Origin of the sequence: Bombella dulcis (genome assembly GCF_026385505.1) — a bacterium.
In the GTDB taxonomy this organism is placed as follows: domain Bacteria; phylum Pseudomonadota; class Alphaproteobacteria; order Acetobacterales; family Acetobacteraceae; genus Bombella; species Bombella dulcis.
Window position 1 is genome coordinate 232024 of record NZ_JANIDV010000003.1, and the last position, 14709, is coordinate 246732.

Annotated in this window: 15 protein-coding genes and 1 other RNA gene; 10 read left to right on the forward strand and 6 right to left on the reverse strand. The window is 59.4% G+C overall.

Features of this window, described 5'->3' with window-relative positions; genetic code table 11:
- The first annotated feature begins 59 nt into the window (after positions 1–59).
- Positions 60–1985 (forward strand): DNA mismatch repair endonuclease MutL, encoded by a 1926-nt coding sequence (mutL, locus tag NQF87_RS06230; protein WP_266127545.1) that lies wholly within the window; start codon positions 60–62, stop codon positions 1983–1985.
- A gap of 172 nt (positions 1986–2157) precedes the next feature.
- The gene (gene dld / locus NQF87_RS06235) at positions 2158–3873 is read left to right on the forward strand and encodes a D-lactate dehydrogenase (protein WP_266127546.1); all 1716 of its coding nucleotides are present in this window, start codon (positions 2158–2160) and stop codon (positions 3871–3873) included.
- A gap of 2 nt (positions 3874–3875) precedes the next feature.
- Here the strand turns inward: dld and NQF87_RS06240 are convergent, their stop codons facing one another.
- Together NQF87_RS06240 and NQF87_RS06245 are read right to left on the reverse strand one after the other, a co-directional pair.
- Entirely contained in the window at positions 3876–4433 is a 558-nt protein-coding gene (locus NQF87_RS06240; protein ID WP_266127547.1) for a DUF1643 domain-containing protein, read from the reverse strand.
- Between the two features lie 20 nt (positions 4434–4453).
- The gene (locus NQF87_RS06245) at positions 4454–5647 is read right to left on the reverse strand and encodes a transglycosylase SLT domain-containing protein (protein WP_266127548.1); all 1194 of its coding nucleotides are present in this window, start codon (positions 5645–5647) and stop codon (positions 4454–4456) included.
- 265 nt (positions 5648–5912) lie between these two features.
- Between NQF87_RS06245 and NQF87_RS06250 the strand changes: the two genes are divergently transcribed.
- Together NQF87_RS06250 and NQF87_RS06255 are read left to right on the forward strand one after the other, a co-directional pair.
- Positions 5913–6131 (forward strand): hypothetical protein, encoded by a 219-nt coding sequence (locus NQF87_RS06250; protein ID WP_266127549.1) that lies wholly within the window; start codon positions 5913–5915, stop codon positions 6129–6131.
- A gap of 80 nt (positions 6132–6211) precedes the next feature.
- A complete protein-coding gene (locus NQF87_RS06255) occupies positions 6212–7078 on the forward strand; it encodes a hypothetical protein (RefSeq protein WP_266127550.1) in 867 nt (288 codons plus the stop codon).
- Between the two features lie 94 nt (positions 7079–7172).
- Here NQF87_RS06255 and NQF87_RS06260 read toward each other — a convergent pair whose 3' ends face one another.
- From NQF87_RS06260 to ssrA, 3 genes are all read right to left on the reverse strand, one after another.
- Positions 7173–8243 (reverse strand): AbrB family transcriptional regulator, encoded by a 1071-nt coding sequence (locus tag NQF87_RS06260; protein WP_266127551.1) that lies wholly within the window; start codon positions 8241–8243, stop codon positions 7173–7175.
- 50 nt (positions 8244–8293) lie between these two features.
- Positions 8294–8902, reverse strand: a complete 609-nt coding sequence (locus tag NQF87_RS06265; RefSeq protein WP_266127552.1) for an SspB family protein — start codon at positions 8900–8902, stop codon at positions 8294–8296.
- Between the two features lie 124 nt (positions 8903–9026).
- Positions 9027–9348, reverse strand: a transfer-messenger RNA (tmRNA) gene (ssrA, locus tag NQF87_RS06270).
- Positions 9349–9466: 118 nt separating this feature from the next.
- Between ssrA and thyX the strand changes: the two genes are divergently transcribed.
- Positions 9467–10372: an FAD-dependent thymidylate synthase gene (gene thyX / locus NQF87_RS06275; RefSeq protein WP_266127610.1), complete on the forward strand. Its 906-nt coding sequence runs from the start codon at positions 9467–9469 to the stop codon at positions 10370–10372.
- A gap of 2 nt (positions 10373–10374) precedes the next feature.
- Positions 10375–10692: a hypothetical protein gene (locus NQF87_RS06280; RefSeq protein ID WP_266127553.1), complete on the forward strand. Its 318-nt coding sequence runs from the start codon at positions 10375–10377 to the stop codon at positions 10690–10692.
- 9 nt (positions 10693–10701) lie between these two features.
- Here the strand turns inward: NQF87_RS06280 and fbaA are convergent, their stop codons facing one another.
- Positions 10702–11814, reverse strand: a complete 1113-nt coding sequence (fbaA, locus tag NQF87_RS06285) for a class II fructose-bisphosphate aldolase (protein ID WP_266127554.1) — start codon at positions 11812–11814, stop codon at positions 10702–10704.
- A gap of 182 nt (positions 11815–11996) precedes the next feature.
- Here fbaA and NQF87_RS06290 point away from each other — a divergent pair, with 182 nt between their 5' ends.
- From NQF87_RS06290 to rimI, 4 genes are read left to right on the forward strand one after another with little or no spacing between them, the layout of a single operon-like run.
- The gene (locus tag NQF87_RS06290; RefSeq protein WP_266127555.1) at positions 11997–12560 is read left to right on the forward strand and encodes a NifU family protein; all 564 of its coding nucleotides are present in this window, start codon (positions 11997–11999) and stop codon (positions 12558–12560) included.
- Between the two features lie 6 nt (positions 12561–12566).
- A complete protein-coding gene (locus NQF87_RS06295; RefSeq protein ID WP_266127556.1) occupies positions 12567–13205 on the forward strand; it encodes a malonic semialdehyde reductase in 639 nt (212 codons plus the stop codon).
- A complete protein-coding gene (tsaB, locus tag NQF87_RS06300) occupies positions 13196–13891 on the forward strand; it encodes a tRNA (adenosine(37)-N6)-threonylcarbamoyltransferase complex dimerization subunit type 1 TsaB (protein WP_266127557.1) in 696 nt (231 codons plus the stop codon). The genes NQF87_RS06295 and tsaB overlap by 10 nt, the downstream gene beginning before the upstream one ends.
- A complete protein-coding gene (gene rimI / locus NQF87_RS06305) occupies positions 13891–14382 on the forward strand; it encodes a ribosomal protein S18-alanine N-acetyltransferase (protein WP_266127558.1) in 492 nt (163 codons plus the stop codon). Before tsaB ends, rimI begins: the two co-directional genes overlap by 1 nt.
- Positions 14383–14709: the final 327 nt, after the last annotated feature.

Genomic DNA, 14709 nt, shown 5'->3' on the forward strand with positions numbered 1-14709 from the left:
GCCCCCGCTTTCCGGTCAGTCCCGTTCTGCCTCATGGTCATGTGTGTGAGGAGGTGTTCGTGGTGCGGCCTGTCATCCGTCGTCTTTCCAATCATGTTGTGGACCTCATCGCTGCCGGTGAAGTGGTGGAGCGTCCGGCTGCCGCCCTCAAGGAGCTGGTGGAAAACGCTCTGGATGCCGGGGCGACACGCCTTGATGTCACGCTGCGGGGTGGCGGCTGCGAGCTGATCGAGGTCAGCGACAATGGTCAGGGCATGGAGGCTGATGAGCTGCCTCTGGCTGTGGAGCGGCACTGTACGTCCAAACTGCCGGATGATGACCTGACCTCCATAAAGACACTGGGCTTCCGTGGGGAGGCCCTGCCGTCCATCGGGGCCAGTGCCCGCCTTTTCCTGACATCACGGACCGAAACATCCGATACGGCATGGGAACTTTCCGTGCAGGGGGGTGTCATTGAAGGGCCGGTGCCGTCTGCAGGGGCTGTGGGAACCCGTGTCGTGGTGCGGGACCTGTTCTTTGCGACCCCCGCCCGCCGGAAATTCCTGAAGACGGCACGGGTAGAGGGCAGTCATGCCGAAGCCGTCATGCGGCGTGTGGCCCTGAGTGCACCGGGCTGTGCCATCAGTTTTACACTGGACGGGCGGGAGGTGTTCAATCTGCCGCCGCAGGATGTGCAGACACGTGTTGCCACCGTGCTGGGGGTACCGACGGATGGCCTGCTGGCTCTTGACGAGCAGCGGGGGGCCATGCGTCTGACCGGCTATATCTGCGGGCCGGGTGAGACCAGACGGACCGGGAACGGACAGTTCATGCTGGTCAACCATCGTCCCGTGGTGGACCCCATCCTGCGTACTGCCGTGCGGGTGGCCTATCGCCCCGTGATCGAGAAGGGGCGTTTCCCGGTGCTGCTCCTGCATCTGCAGCTGCCGCTGGACCGGGTGGATGTGAATGTCCATCCTGCCAAGACGGAACTGCGCTTTGCTGATGAGGCCGAAGTCAGGGCGTTCGTCATCGGGGCTGTCGGGCGTGCTCTGGCCCGTGGTGCGGGAGAAGGCGGGGGCATACAGGCGGACCTGGGCATCATCGGCCGCCGTGCATCCCGTGCCGCCTCCATCGGGCAGAAGGTGCCGGGGTCTTCCTATTCATATGACCATACGGGTGCGACCGGGACACCAGCGGCTGATCTCGGTTTTGGTCCGTCTGTCCGGCAGTTTCCCTCCCCGCCGGTGGCGAAGCGGCCTTCCCCCGGAAAGGCGCAGACAGCCGTCTCCGGCCTTGAGGAAAGACAGCGGACCTACGCACCATCTCCCGGCTGGGACATGGAGACGGGAGAATGCCTGGAGGGTCCGGCGACCAGCCCTGCCGGAGAGGAAGAACCGCCCGTGCAGCCGCTCGGTGTGCCCATCGGGCAGATTCATGCAACCTACATCCTGTCCATTGCCCCTGACGGAGACCTGATCCTGACGGATCAGCACGCTGCCCATGAGCGTCTGACACATGAACGCCTGCGTGCCCGTTTTGCTGAAGGTGAGGTACGGGCACAGGCCCTGCTGCTGCCGGAGGTGGTGGACCTGCCCCATGAATCAGCCGAGGCTCTGGTGCGGTGTGCGGAGGAGCTGGCCAGTTTCGGGCTGGAGATTGAGGCCTTCGGGAGTGGCAGTGTTCTGGTGCGCAGTATTCCGGCCCCGCTGAGTGGCGGGGATGTGTCCGGGCTTCTGCGGGATGTAGCGGAAGAACTTGTCCAGATGCCTGACTTTTCGGCACGGCAGACGGACAGTCTGGATGGACGGTTCGAGGCCATCATGGCCCGGATGGCCTGTCATGGCAGCATCCGTGCGGGGCGGCGTCTCAAGCAGGAAGAAATGGAGGCCCTTCTGCGGGGCATGGAGCAGCATCCCCGTGCCAATACCTGCCCGCATGGCCGCCCCACATGGCTGAAGCTGGACAGGGACGGACTGGAAAAACTGTTTGGCCGGACCAAGTAATTCCCTCCGTTCATCAGGTCATTTCACATTTCTTTGACAGGAAAACAGGTCTGTCCTCCGGTCCTGTCTATGGTTATCCGGGGGAGATGGGGGCTAGTATCCTTCCTTATTTCATGGATGTGACCTTTTCTCTCCGGTATCTGGATGATGGAAAGGACAGGAAGAGGATGGAATGGCCGATATTGTTGATGAGCTGAAGTCTGTTGTCGGAACCAGACATGTCCTGACGTCAGAGAGTGCAACCTATGGCTACCGCAAGGGATTCCGGTTCGGGGATGGCCGGGTGGAGGCCGTTGTCGTGCCGGGGTCTCTCGTCGAGCTGTGGCGTGTCTCGAAGCTGGCCGTGGACTCAGGGCGCATCGTGCTCATGCAGGCGGCCAATACCGGGCTGACGGGTGGCTCCACTCCTGATGGTGACGATTATGACAGGCCCATCATTCTTATCAGTACACGCAGGCTGAAAGGCATCCAGCTTCTGGGGGAAGGGAAACAGGTTGTCTGCCTGCCGGGAGACGATCTGTACGAGCTGGAAGACAGACTGGCTCCTTTGGGGCGGGAACCTCATTCCGTCATCGGGTCATCCTGCATCGGGGCGTCTGTCCTTGGCGGGGTGAGCAACAATTCCGGTGGGGCACTGGTGCAGCGTGGCCCGGCCTATACGGAAATGGCCCTCTATGGGCAGGTGGATGCCCAGGGCAGGCTTCATCTGGTCAATCATCTGGGCATTCGCTTCCCGAATGAAGAGGTGGCGGAATCCGTTCTGGATGCGCTGGAACATGGCCGCTACAGCCCGGATGACGTGGACTGGTCGGGCAGGCAGAAGGCTCATGATGATGACTATGTCAATCGCATCCGTCAGGTCGATGAGGCTTCACCGGGGCGGTATAATGCCGATCCGGGCCGCCTGTTTGAGGCATCCGGCAATGCGGGCAAGCTGATCGTCTTTGCCGTGCGGCTGGATACCTTCCCAGCGGCGAAGGATACGGCCGTGTTCTATATTGGCAGCAACAGGACGGACACGCTGGAGAAAGTCCGCCGCCATCTACTGACAGCTTTTGATGAGCTGCCGATTGCCGGTGAATACATGCACCGGGATGCTTTCGCCATTGCGGACAAATATGGCCGGGATACGGTGGCTCTCATCCGTTTTCTGGGGACGAAATATCTGCCTGCCATGTTCCGCATGAAGGCATGGATGGATTCTTTTGCACGGCGCATCTCATGGGTGCCGGACGGGCTGAGTGACCTGCTGATGCAGTTCGGCAGCCGGTTTCTTCCGTCTCAGGTTCCGGCCCGCATGATGGATTATCACAGGAACTATGATCATCACCTCATGCTGCGTGTCTCCGGGACGCTGGCCCAGCAGGTCCGTCCGTGGCTGAAGAGCTTCTTTGCAGAGGAGCAGGTTGAGGATGGAGCTTTCTTTGAATGCACGACACAGGAAGGCACGCTGGCTTTTCTGCACCGTTTTGCGGCGGCCGGGGCAGCCAACCGCTATGTTGCCGTCCACTCCAGAAGCACGGGCGGTATGATGGCACTGGATGTTGCCCTGCGTCGGAATGACTGGGAATGGCTGGAGCGTCTGCCACAGGAGGTGGACGATCAGCTGGTGCTGAAGCTCTATTACGGGCACTTCCTCTGTCATGTCATGCATCAGGATTATGTCGTCAGACCCGGTGTGGACCCCATGGAGGTTGAACAGAAGATGATGTGGCCTCTTCTGGACAAACGGGGTGCCCGCTATCCTGCCGAGCATAATGTGGGTCATCTCTATCATGCACCGCAGAGCATGGTGGACCATTACCGGTCACTTGACCCCTGCAACTGTTTAAATCCCGGTATCGGCCGTCAGACGAAGATGAAGAACTGGGCCGCTGAAAGCGTCTGAAATCAGAAATCGTCTTCCGTCAGCGGGACGGGTGTCAGGCTGGCTGGCAGATAGAGAGGGTGTTCGGGGCGGTGGCCTTTGCGACTCAGTCGCAGGGCCGTGACCCTGTGACCAGCCCTGAGCAGCAGGCGGGCGACTTCCGGGCCACGGTAGCGGAGTTCTTTCGCCTGTGGTGTTCCATAGGCCAGAACGATGAGGTCAGCCTGTCCGGCCATTTCCAGCAGGTAATGGTCGGTTTCCGGGCCGACAGGATCGGCAACTTCCAGCAGGCGTTTCTGGTCCGTGCAGCGATAGGCGAAACTGTTGCCGACAAACATGCCTCCATAACCCCACTGGCGGCTGTAACGCTGGCATTTGGCCACCGAGCGGTCATCCCCATATTCCGTGGCTACGGAGGGGTTCATCATGATCCACATGATGAAAGGCCTTGTCTCATCCCATGACCGCCTGAGCGTGTAACGGTAGCAGTCGCCCGGACCGGCATAGAGGGCCGTGCTGGTGACGTCATCGGCCAGACGGAGCGGTTTCGCCGTGCCGACATGATGGGGTGTCCGTGACATGCTGCTGCCTTCTCTGTCCGTCAGGGTGCGCCGGGAGGGATGGTGATGCAGTCCATGGTGCCACGCAGGCGTTTGCAGGCTCCCGTGGCCTGGCTGTGTGTCAGGTTGATCAGGCGGGCACGGTATAATGTTCCCCTGACGGTACGGACCGGCATGACGTGAACGGTTGCATTGTCCGCAATGGGTGTGATGCGGGGGCGCAGCTGTGTGGCAACCATGAGGGCCTGTCGCTCGCCACCGTAACTGCCCAGCTGGATGGCCCAGTCATGGGTTGATTCAGCAACCATGTCCGTGGCGCCTCTCCGGCTGGCAGGGGCATCGGCCAGCGGAATGGAACGGATGCGCAGGGTGTTCCCGTCCGTTTCAGGGGAAGGATTCTGGGGTGGAGCCACACGCGGGCGGGCTGGAACGGCGGGACGTGGCTGTGGAGCAGAGAAGCCACGGGCAGCCCAGGCCGCCCGGATGTCCTGTGTTTCGGCTGTCTGCACGACCTGTTCGGTACTGGTTTCGCTGCTGCTGTCCAGCGGTGTGTCCTCACTCATGCTGCGGGGGACCTGAGCTGTCCTGTCATGGCGGGCCACGATGAGGTCATTGCGGGACCGTTCGCGAGGCCATATGCCCATGATTTTCGGGGCAATGGCGGCAACATAGTTGCGGGTTTCCCGTGGAAGGGCACGGTTCTGGCGGAGGTAGTGATCCAGGCTGCCGGGGCCATAATTATAGGCAGCGAGGAAGCCGGGTGACCCATAGATGTCGTACATCTGGCGGATATAGGCTGTCCCGGCGAGAATGTTGTCGTGCGGGTCGTAAGGGTCTGGCCCCAGATTGTACTGGGCACGCAGGTCATCATAGGCCGGTGGCATGATCTGCATGAGTCCCATGGCTCCGGGCGTGGAGGTGATGAAATTGCCGTAGCGGTCATAGAGGTGGCCGCCGGATTCCTGATGCATGACAGCCCGAATCCACTCGGTCGGAACATCGAACCGGCTGGAAGCTTCATCGATATACGGTCCCCACGGGTCGCTGTCCGGCCCGGGTGGCGTATAGTGGGACCGGGCATGAGCCTGATAGTCTGCCTGTTCTTCCATGACGGGCATGGTCGGGCCATTGACGCTGGGCTGGGTGGCGCAGGCTGCCAGAAGGGCAGGAAACAGCAGTGCCAGACAGAGGCGGATCATGCGCACGGGGGAAGAAGGGGCGGCAGAGCGTATCATGGGGGTTTCCTGAGCAGGGACATGCATGAGGCTTCCTCCCCTATCATGGAAATGATTCAGGGCAGAGATGAGGTTGGGTTTTATAAGTAAACATCATGTTATAAAAGGGGTTTGCAGGGAGACAGGGATTGAAAAGTGTCCGGAAACCGGCGTATTGCGGGGATGAATGTCTCACTGGCGGCCACATGACTGCTGTCATGCCGTGGCCTTCATGTGGAGCTGTGGCGAGTCACAGGCTTATCATATAGGGGAAAAGGTACAGAAGATGTCTTACGCTGCACTGGATGCTGGCCGGGTTGCCGGAGCTGCCGAGCGGGCCTTGCAGACACTGGCTGCGGAGAAGGAGACATCTGACGTACACCAGCGCAAGACGATCCTGATAGAGCGTATTCATGCTCTTGCAAAGGCTGCCGCAGAGACGGTGGGTCAGGGTACCGTGACGCTGACCTCGGAAGAGTTTTGGCTGATTTCCAAAAACTGGTAAATGAGGCCTTAACCAGTTAAGGCAGGGTGAATGACCGACCATATTGTTCTGACAGATTGGGTATTGGGGAGCGTTGAGGGATGAAGTGGTTTTTTGCGATTACGGAGGCGACGTTGGGGAATGACCCTGATCATGGCTTCATCGACTGTATCCGGGTGGCCGTGCAGTCTGCCCGTGAGAACACGACGCTGATTCCGCATATGGTGTTCGACGGCAATGAGTGTGATTTCACACGGGAGATGCGGGCTGCGGGTGTGAATGTCATTTTCCATCGTCTGCACTTCTATGACCGTCTGCTGGATGCTCAGCGTCGCCTGAAGCCGGAATGGCCAAATTACATCCTTACGGCTGCCGGGGCTTTCATGCGCTTGGAGCTGCCTCTGCTGGAGCAGGATGATCAGTACGTTCTGTATACTGACTGTGACGTGATGTTTATGAAGGATCCGCAGGTCGAGTTTTGCAAGCCGGAAATTTTCGCGGCCTGTGGCCAGTTTGGAAAGCAGGACTACTATGTGGACATGAATTCGGGGGTCATGGTGATGAACCTCGAGCGCATGCGCCGTGACCTGCCAGCTATGGTGGATTTCCTGTGTGACAATCTTGATTATGTTGCCGGGTACGATCAGGAGTTGTTGCGTATCTTTTACAATGCCCAGTGGAGTCCGCTTTCCGCCCGGTTCAACTGGAAGCCGTACTGGGGCGTGGATGATCATGCTACCATCGTGCATTTCCATGCGGCCAAGCCGCCAGCAGCACGGCATCTTCTGGATGACCCGGCCTATCGTGAGCATGACCATGTTTTCCATGCATGGCGTCACTGGTTCTTCCAGAATCCGGCAGGTTATGGCTATTACGTCCCGCAGTGGGAAGCCTATCTGGAAAAGGCCCGTCAGGAATATAGGCCTGACATGGTTAATGAATTTGATGCCCTGCGCATAGACGGCTGAGGTACGGTCCTGCTACCTTCGAGTGGCCGCCTGGGTGTGGAGTGGCTCTCCTTCATGGAGGGCCATTTTTGTATTCGAGTCCGGTTTTTCCGGTTCAGTCGCCGGGGGACTGGGCCAGCTGCTCCGTTGCCGGTGTGGTGCGGGCATGACGCTCCAGCCAGCGGCCCAGCGGGCGGGCTATGGCAGGGCCAAGCGTGATGACGGCCACCATGCGCGCTGTCTGCATGGCGATGATGAAGGGCAGGGCGATCGGTATGTTGGCACTGATGACGATGATGGTATCCAGCCCGCCGGGGCTTGTGGCCAGATAGGCACTCAGAAGATCAATTCTGGCAAAATGGGCTACGGGAAATGCCAGCAGCGCACAGATGGCGATGAGTATGGCTGAAGAAAGCGCAACAGCTGGGATGGAGCGCAGGGCATAGCGCAGGACCGGTGCGGTAAAGCGCAGACCGATGGACCAGCCGATGGTCAGATAGGCCGGAATCCGTATCCAGAAGGGGGCACTGATCTGGAACAGCCCGCTCAGCTGGGCCGTGGCTCCGGCGAGAATTGTCAGGAGCAGTGTTGCTGCCGGGGAGCGCAGCCTGAGACCGATGACCGTACTGACGGCAATCAGCAGCAGGGTGGGCAGAAGATCACCCCGGACAGGCGGCGGCGCAATGCTGGCCTTGTGGCTGGTGCGTATGACGATCCATGAGACCAGAGAGGTGGCCACGGCCACCATGATGACCCTGAAATAGAGCATGAAGGCGGTCAGCCGTGAATCAGCTCCGAAGGAGCTGCACAGCATGACCATGGTGGAGGCCGCTCCGGGTGATGTGCCCCACAGGGCCGTCGTACCGGGCATGACACCAAACCAGGCAAGTCCCGCCCCTGTGGTGAAGCTGACAACAATGACTGACAGGACACTGAACAGCACCAGTGCCCAGTGCGACAGAATGTGATGGAGTACGGAAAAGGTCAGGCTATTGACGACGACGCAGGCCAAGATGGCCTGTGCCATCGTGAAGAAGACGGGCCTGATGGTCACGCCACGATTCTTGATGGACATGATGATGCCCGCCACCATGGGGCCGAGCATCATGCCCGCCGTCAGATGAAGCAGAAGGAACAGGCCGGAAATCAGGGCGGAAAAAAAAAGAAGTCCCGTCCACCGTATCATGCAGGACCGCCAGAGGGGGGACGATGGGGTCACATGTCCGGTCACCCTGTTCAGCTGCTTTTGCCGTCGGAGGATGGTTTCTTGCGGAATGCTGCCAGACTGACAACTTCGGCTCCCTCATGGGAGGAGTCCCCGTGAGTGGAGCCGGTTTCTGCGTCGTGGCTGCATGTCAGGGGGTGGAGCTTGTGGATTCCGGCCGTGTCGATATCGGTCAGGCCGTCTTCAGCGGAAGAGGGTTCCTCTGTCTCATCATCCGGACGGAACGTGAAATGAAGGACCAGATGAATGTGCGGGTCCGCAAAGGCCGTGATGGCCCTGAAGGGAATATGCAGCGTGCTGGGAATACCCCCAAAGGACAGGCCGACCGACATGGAACGGTTTTTATGATCGAGTATCAGGTTCTGGAACTGATGCTGCAGGACGATGGTCATTTCTTCCGGGTAGCGTTCCTTTAGGCGGGCGGGGATGTCCACGCCCGGAACACCGGTGCGGAAGGTCATGTAGAAATGATGATCTCCCGGCAGGCCATGTTCACTGACATATTCCAGTGCGTTGAGCATGACGTTGCGCTGGGCTTCTTCTATCCATCTATCATAAGGGAGGAGACTTGCGGGAATGGAAGGACCGAACCCGTCCGGGCCGTTGGTATCGTCACTCATCGAGGGAGACCATCACCTGTTGCATCTGAAAGTATTTCAGGTGTGCGACAGGCAGCGTGAAATCGCAAGGGTCCAGATCTGATATTCTGTTTATTAAGGGATGGTGTCTCAGAAATGAGACAGGTGGGGGGGCTTCTGTTGCCCGGTGCACCCCCCGGACCGCGCTTATCGCTTATGCAGCAACAGCGAGCACCTCAGAGTTATCGTTGGCACTTGTAAAGTCAGCCCGATGACGGCGGAACAATACCGGGCAAAAAGTAGATCTTTACCATGCGTGTCGAGCCTGTTTCGTCCCCATAGCGTCAGCCCGTGAAGCTGATGGTGGAGACGCCGGGCACTGCCCCCGGGTCCACAACACTTATTTCATCTACCGTTTATCGCCATAGCCAAGGCCGAAGCCTCCAGCAGGAAAGACCATAGGCTTTTTCCCCTGTGGTGGCAAGGTGAAACGGGCTTTCATTCTGCCATCCAGATGGCTACATCTGTAGCCGAGGGAAGCGGGCAGTCGTGCTGATCTGCTTTTATGAATCATCCGGTACAGCCGAGCGAGTGGGAGAGACCGTCATGGCCCTGACAGAAGAACAGCGTTCCGAGATAGAGGCCGTGCGTGCCGCTCCTTACCAGACAGTCCGGCCCACCGTCCCGGCCATGGAAGAGCTTCTGTTCGAGCCGTTCCCGCTGCTGGATCATGGTTTCATCCGTGTCGTGGATTATATGGGGGATGATTCGGCCGTTGTGCAGGCGGCGCGTGTTTCCTATGGCAGGGGGACCAGGAAGACATCTGAAGATGCCGGACTGATCCGCTATCTGATGCGGCACCGCCATTCCACGCCTTTTGAGATGTGCGAGATCAAGTTCCACGTGAAACTGCCGCTTTTCGTGGCCCGGCAGTGGATTCGCCATCGTATGGCCAGCGTGAATGAATATTCCGCCCGCTATTCCGTGCTGGACCGTGAATTTTATCTGCCGGAGGCCACGCAGATCGCCGCCCAGAGCAGGGTCAATCATCAGGGGCGGGGCGATGTTCTCAGTGCCGAGACGGCGCAGGAGGTCCTGTCCATTCTCCAGCGTGATGCGCTGCAATGTTATGGCGATTATGAGCAGATGCTCGACCCGGAAGGGATGGCTGTGGCCCGTGAGCTGGCCCGCATCAATCTGACACTCAATACCTATACGCAGTGGTACTGGAAGATTGACCTGCATAATCTCATGCACTTCCTGGCCCTGCGGGCGGATTCCCATGCCCAGTATGAAATCCGTGTCTATGCCCAGAAGATGATCGAGATTCTCAGGGCATGGGTGCCGCATACGGCGCAGGCTTTTGAGGAATACCGTCTCGGAGCCTACAGCTTCTCGGCCAGCATGCTGAAGGTTCTGCGCCGTCGTCTTGCTGGTGAGACGGTCACGCAGGAGACATCCGGCCTCACGAAGCGTGAATGGACGGAAATGCAGGCTGTTCTGGAAGGCTGATCTTGTCCCGTTCTGATCCCTTTCATGATGATGAAGACCGGCCAGCCGGTCCCGTTCAGGATGCTGAAGCCCTGTTGCGGGAAGGGCGACGGTTCCAGATGGAAAACGGCATCCCGCCGCTGCTGGGGCGTAAACCCCGTTTCTGGCCCTGGGCCGTGCTGGCTGTGCTGCTGATGGTCCTGTCTCTGGGCATAGAACTGTTCTGGCCGCTGCCGGGACGGCATGGCCCGTTGCCGGAATGCGGGCAGGCTGGCGTGGGGACCGTGTCCTGCCAGAATACGCAGGCACAGGGGCCTGCGTCCCATATGTCCGGCAGGTAGGCTGACTGCCTATGCGGGGCGGGCTATGCTGCGCCCCCGTGCTCCCAGAGTAAGGAAGCTGTCCGTCAGCCGCTGGATGACGCTGGCTTCCCCGGCTCCCATCCAGCGGCGGATGTCATAATATTTCTTGAGAGGGCGTCCCGTATTCGGTGAGACCTGATGGGCGAAGGCCTCTTCATGTTCGGTCATGTACTGGGCGACACCCCGTGCGTAGGCAAACTGGGTGTCCGTATCAATGTTGAACTTGAATACGCCATGACTGACAGCCTGCCGGATGGCGTTTTCTTCCGACCCCGAGCCCCCATGAAAGACCAGCGGGACAGGGTTGGGGCCTGTACGGAGCGTTTCGGAAACGAGGGTCTGGGACTCACGCAGGATGTCCGGGCGGAGGCGGACATTGCCGGGGGCATAGACACCATGCACGTTCCCGAAGGATGCGGCGATGGAGAGCATTCCCAGAGGGGACAGTGTTTTCCATGCCGTCAGCACGTCATGCGGGCTGGTATAGAGGGAGGCCTTGTCGGTGTGGTCGTGCAGTTCCGTTCCGATGCCGTCTTCTTCGCCGCCCGTCATGCCCAGTTCGATCTCTAGACCGATTCCGAGCGGTGCCAGTTTCCTGATGAGGGTCTCTGCCGTGGCGATGTTGTCGGGTACGGACTCTGTTGAAAGGTCCAGCATGTGAGAGGAGAACAGGGGCTGGCCTGTCCGGTCATGATGATGGCGGCTTTCTTCCACCAGCCCGTCAATCCAGCCCAGCAGGGGGCGGTTGGCGTGGTCCGTGTGCAGGATGACGGCCACGCCATGATGACGGGCCAGCAGGTGCACATGCTGGGCCAGGGCCGTGGCACCGAGAATCTGTGCCTGTCTTTCATCGGGCAGGGACTGGCCTGCGTAGAAGCGTGCCCCTCCGGCGGAAATCTGGATGACAATGTCCGACCGGTTGGCCCGTGCGGCTGCCAGAACGGCATTGGCCGCCGTGGAGCTGCTGACATTGACGGCAGGCAGGGCATACCCCCCTGCACGGCAGGCTGCCAGCAGAGTCCTGTAGGTGTCTCCACTGACAACACCTGGCGGGATGAGGGCTGGCTGGCGGGGGGTGGAAGAAGGGAAGGAGGGCGTCATGGCGTGTCTCGGGCTGGAGAGGACGGAAGAGGGCGAATCATCACGAAGGGCGGCGGTTCTGCCAGTCTGATATATTTTGCCGGGAAACAGGACTATAAAGGTCCAGAGTAATTGAATTGTGTAAAAGGGTACTCATTTCATGGGTATCTGATAAGAGAGGCGTTATGACACGGAATGACCTTATGATGATCGAAACAGAAGATACGCCCAATCCGGCAACACTGAAGTTTCTGCCGGGGCGTGACGTGACGGGTGACCGTCCTTCCGTCGATTTTGCGGAAGCCAGTGTCGTGGCGGGGCGGTCTGCTCTGGCGGATTCCCTGTTCGGCATGGCTGACGTGAAGCGTGTCTTTCTGGGAAGTGACTTTGTTTCCGTCACGAAGGATGACGGTGCTGACTGGGGAACGCTGCGCCCGCAGATTCTGGTGGCCCTGACGGATTTCTTCAAGGGGGGGCAGCCTGTCCTTGCAGAAGACATCGCTGCCCCGGAGGCTGACATTTCGCCTGAAGATGCCGACATCGTGGACCGTGTGAAGGAGCTGCTCGATACACGGGTGCGCCCTGCCGTGGCCAGTGATGGTGGCGACATCGTCTTCCGTGGTTACCGGGAAGGTGTGGTGTATCTGAGCATGCAGGGGGCCTGTTCCGGCTGTCCGTCATCCCGTGCCACGCTGCGTCATGGGGTGGAGAACATGCTGCGTCACTATATCCCGGAGGTGACGGCGGTTGAACCTGTAGAGGAGTAAGAGCCGATGACGGCATCACCAGCCCCGGAGGGGCAGCAGCTAGTCGAGGGGCGGGGAGATGTGACGGCCAGTCCGGTGCTGGCCGAAGAGCTTTTCACCCGCTGCCGTACGGCGGAAGCCTTTTCTGACCGTCCGGTGGGTGATGATGTGCTGCATCGTCTCTATGATCTGCTCAGGCTGGGGCCGACATCGGGCAACTGCTCCCCGGCCCGTTTTGCTTTCCTGAAGACGGAGGAGGCCCGGCAGAAAATCCGTCCGGCCCTCTCTCTGGGGAATGTGGACCGGGCCATGACGGCACCGGTGCTGGTTGTCGTCGGGTATGATCCGCTGTTTTTTGAAAAATTTGAGACACTCAATCCGATGCCCGGTCTGCGGGACTGGTTCGCAGCGGATGTCGGGCTGGGTGATGAGACAGCCTTCCGCAATGGTACCCTTCAGGGAGCCTATCTCATCATGGCGGCCCGTGCGCTGGGGCTGGCCGTGCGGCCCATGTCCGGCTTTGACGCCGTGATGGTGGAGGAAGAATTTTTCCGGAAACAGGGCTGGCGGGCGAATTTTCTCGTGGCCCTTGGTTATCCGGAAGGGGATGTGTCCTCTCCCAGGGCACCCCGTCTGCCTCATGAGGAGGCCTGTCTGTGGCTGTGAGGCCGGAGCGGTGCCTTGTTCTCAATGGGGCTGGAGCCGGGCGCGGGAAAAGCAACCTGATTGCCCTGCTGGAGCAGGGTGTCGTGGTGGATGAGCAGGTACTGTCCGGGCGTGGGGCTTCGGAGCGGTTTGCACCAGCCGTACAGGCCATGCTGGCCCGTTCGGGCTGGGATAAGCCACCGGAGAGGGTAGTGGCCGTGGTCGGGCCGGGGTCTTTCACCGGGCTGCGGGCTTCCCTGTCCCTGGCCGCAGGGCTGGTTCGTGGATGGAACTGTCAGGGTATTGGCGTACGGCTGGGTGATGCTTTGCGGGCCACCATGCAGCGTGAGGATGCGACCATCCTCTGCCTTGCCCGTCGGAGGCGTGTTTTTGTCGATCCGCCGGGCCGGAAGGCTTATGCCCTGCCTGTTCCGGAGATTCAGCCGGGCTGCTGGCCTGCCGTGGCAGGGGATGCGGTCTATGGTGAAGATGCCCTGCCCGAGCTGAACGGGTCACAGGGAGAGGCCCTGCTGGGGCATCAGGTGATTCGTCTGCCTCATGCGGTTCCGACGGCTGCGGGTATTTTCGAGGCATCCTGTCAGGCGACCACTCATGGTGATGTTCAGTCCCATGCGCTGGAGCCGCTTTATGTTGACCCGCCAGAGGCTAAGCCCCCGGCTGGGGGCCTGAGGCCAGCACCACGGTAATGTCCGCAGAACCGCATCCAGCAGAACAGGGGCCATGTGTTGTTGAGCTGAAAGAAGCAGGGCCGGAAGCGGCAGAGCTGCTGTCCATCCTGCATCATGCGGCCTTTGAAGGGCGGGAGCCGTGGGATGCTGCGGCGTTCGGTCAGATTCTGGGCATGCCGGGCGTGGTGGTCTGGTTGGCCTGTGTGTCACAGTCTGAAGAGGCCGTGCCGGTTGGTTTTATTGTCAGCCGTCATGTAGTGGATGAGGGCGAGATTTTAAGTGTGGGTGTTCATCCCCAGTGGCAACGCCGTGGTATTGCACGGGTACTTCTTGCCCATCTTGTGGGAAGGGCCAGCCAGATAGGCGAGACCCTGTTTCTGGAAGTGCGTTTCAGCAACAGGGCGGCTTCCAGCCTGTATGAGCAGACGGGTTTCTGGCAGGTGGCCGTGCGTCCCCGTTATTACGAAGATGGCGAGGATGCCCGTCTTCTGAAGTGGTCGCCTCGGTAAGGGGGACCTGTTCCCAGTATTCTAAATATGACCTGTGATTCTGGAATGGATGTCATGCCTTCAGGGAATATCCATGTCGTAATGGCGTGCTAATCGCAGATGGCTTTCATATTATTATTTTGTAGTAACCTTCTGTTCATGCCGGGTTCTGTAATGGTGCAAGGCCAAGAACTCCCTGGCCATGTGGTGAAGGAATTTCTTGGGGAATGATGAGAATTTGTGAAAAAGTTAATATTTACCGATAAAATATAGTGTTATTATATCTCCCTCCTCAAGTTCAGTCATTCAATATAACATGACGTTTCAGAAAGGTTTTCTATACAGCTT

Coding starts and splice junctions, on each gene's coding strand:
- thyX (WP_266127610.1), top strand. CDS start 9,467: ATGGCCCTGACAGAAGAACAGCGTTCCGAGATAGAGGCCGTGCGTGCC.
- NQF87_RS06265 (WP_266127552.1), bottom strand. CDS start 8,902: ATGAGTGACGATACCAACGGCCCGGACGGGTTCGGTCCTTCCATTCCC.
- rimI (WP_266127558.1), top strand. CDS start 13,891: ATGTCCGCAGAACCGCATCCAGCAGAACAGGGGCCATGTGTTGTTGAG.
- NQF87_RS06250 (WP_266127549.1), top strand. CDS start 5,913: ATGTCTTACGCTGCACTGGATGCTGGCCGGGTTGCCGGAGCTGCCGAG.
- NQF87_RS06255 (WP_266127550.1), top strand. CDS start 6,212: ATGAAGTGGTTTTTTGCGATTACGGAGGCGACGTTGGGGAATGACCCT.
- NQF87_RS06290 (WP_266127555.1), top strand. CDS start 11,997: ATGATGATCGAAACAGAAGATACGCCCAATCCGGCAACACTGAAGTTT.
- NQF87_RS06260 (WP_266127551.1), bottom strand. CDS start 8,243: ATGATACGGTGGACGGGACTTCTTTTTTTTTCCGCCCTGATTTCCGGC.
- dld (WP_266127546.1), top strand. CDS start 2,158: ATGGCCGATATTGTTGATGAGCTGAAGTCTGTTGTCGGAACCAGACAT.
- NQF87_RS06295 (WP_266127556.1), top strand. CDS start 12,567: ATGACGGCATCACCAGCCCCGGAGGGGCAGCAGCTAGTCGAGGGGCGG.
- NQF87_RS06240 (WP_266127547.1), bottom strand. CDS start 4,433: ATGTCACGGACACCCCATCATGTCGGCACGGCGAAACCGCTCCGTCTG.
- NQF87_RS06245 (WP_266127548.1), bottom strand. CDS start 5,647: ATGATACGCTCTGCCGCCCCTTCTTCCCCCGTGCGCATGATCCGCCTC.
- fbaA (WP_266127554.1), bottom strand. CDS start 11,814: ATGACGCCCTCCTTCCCTTCTTCCACCCCCCGCCAGCCAGCCCTCATC.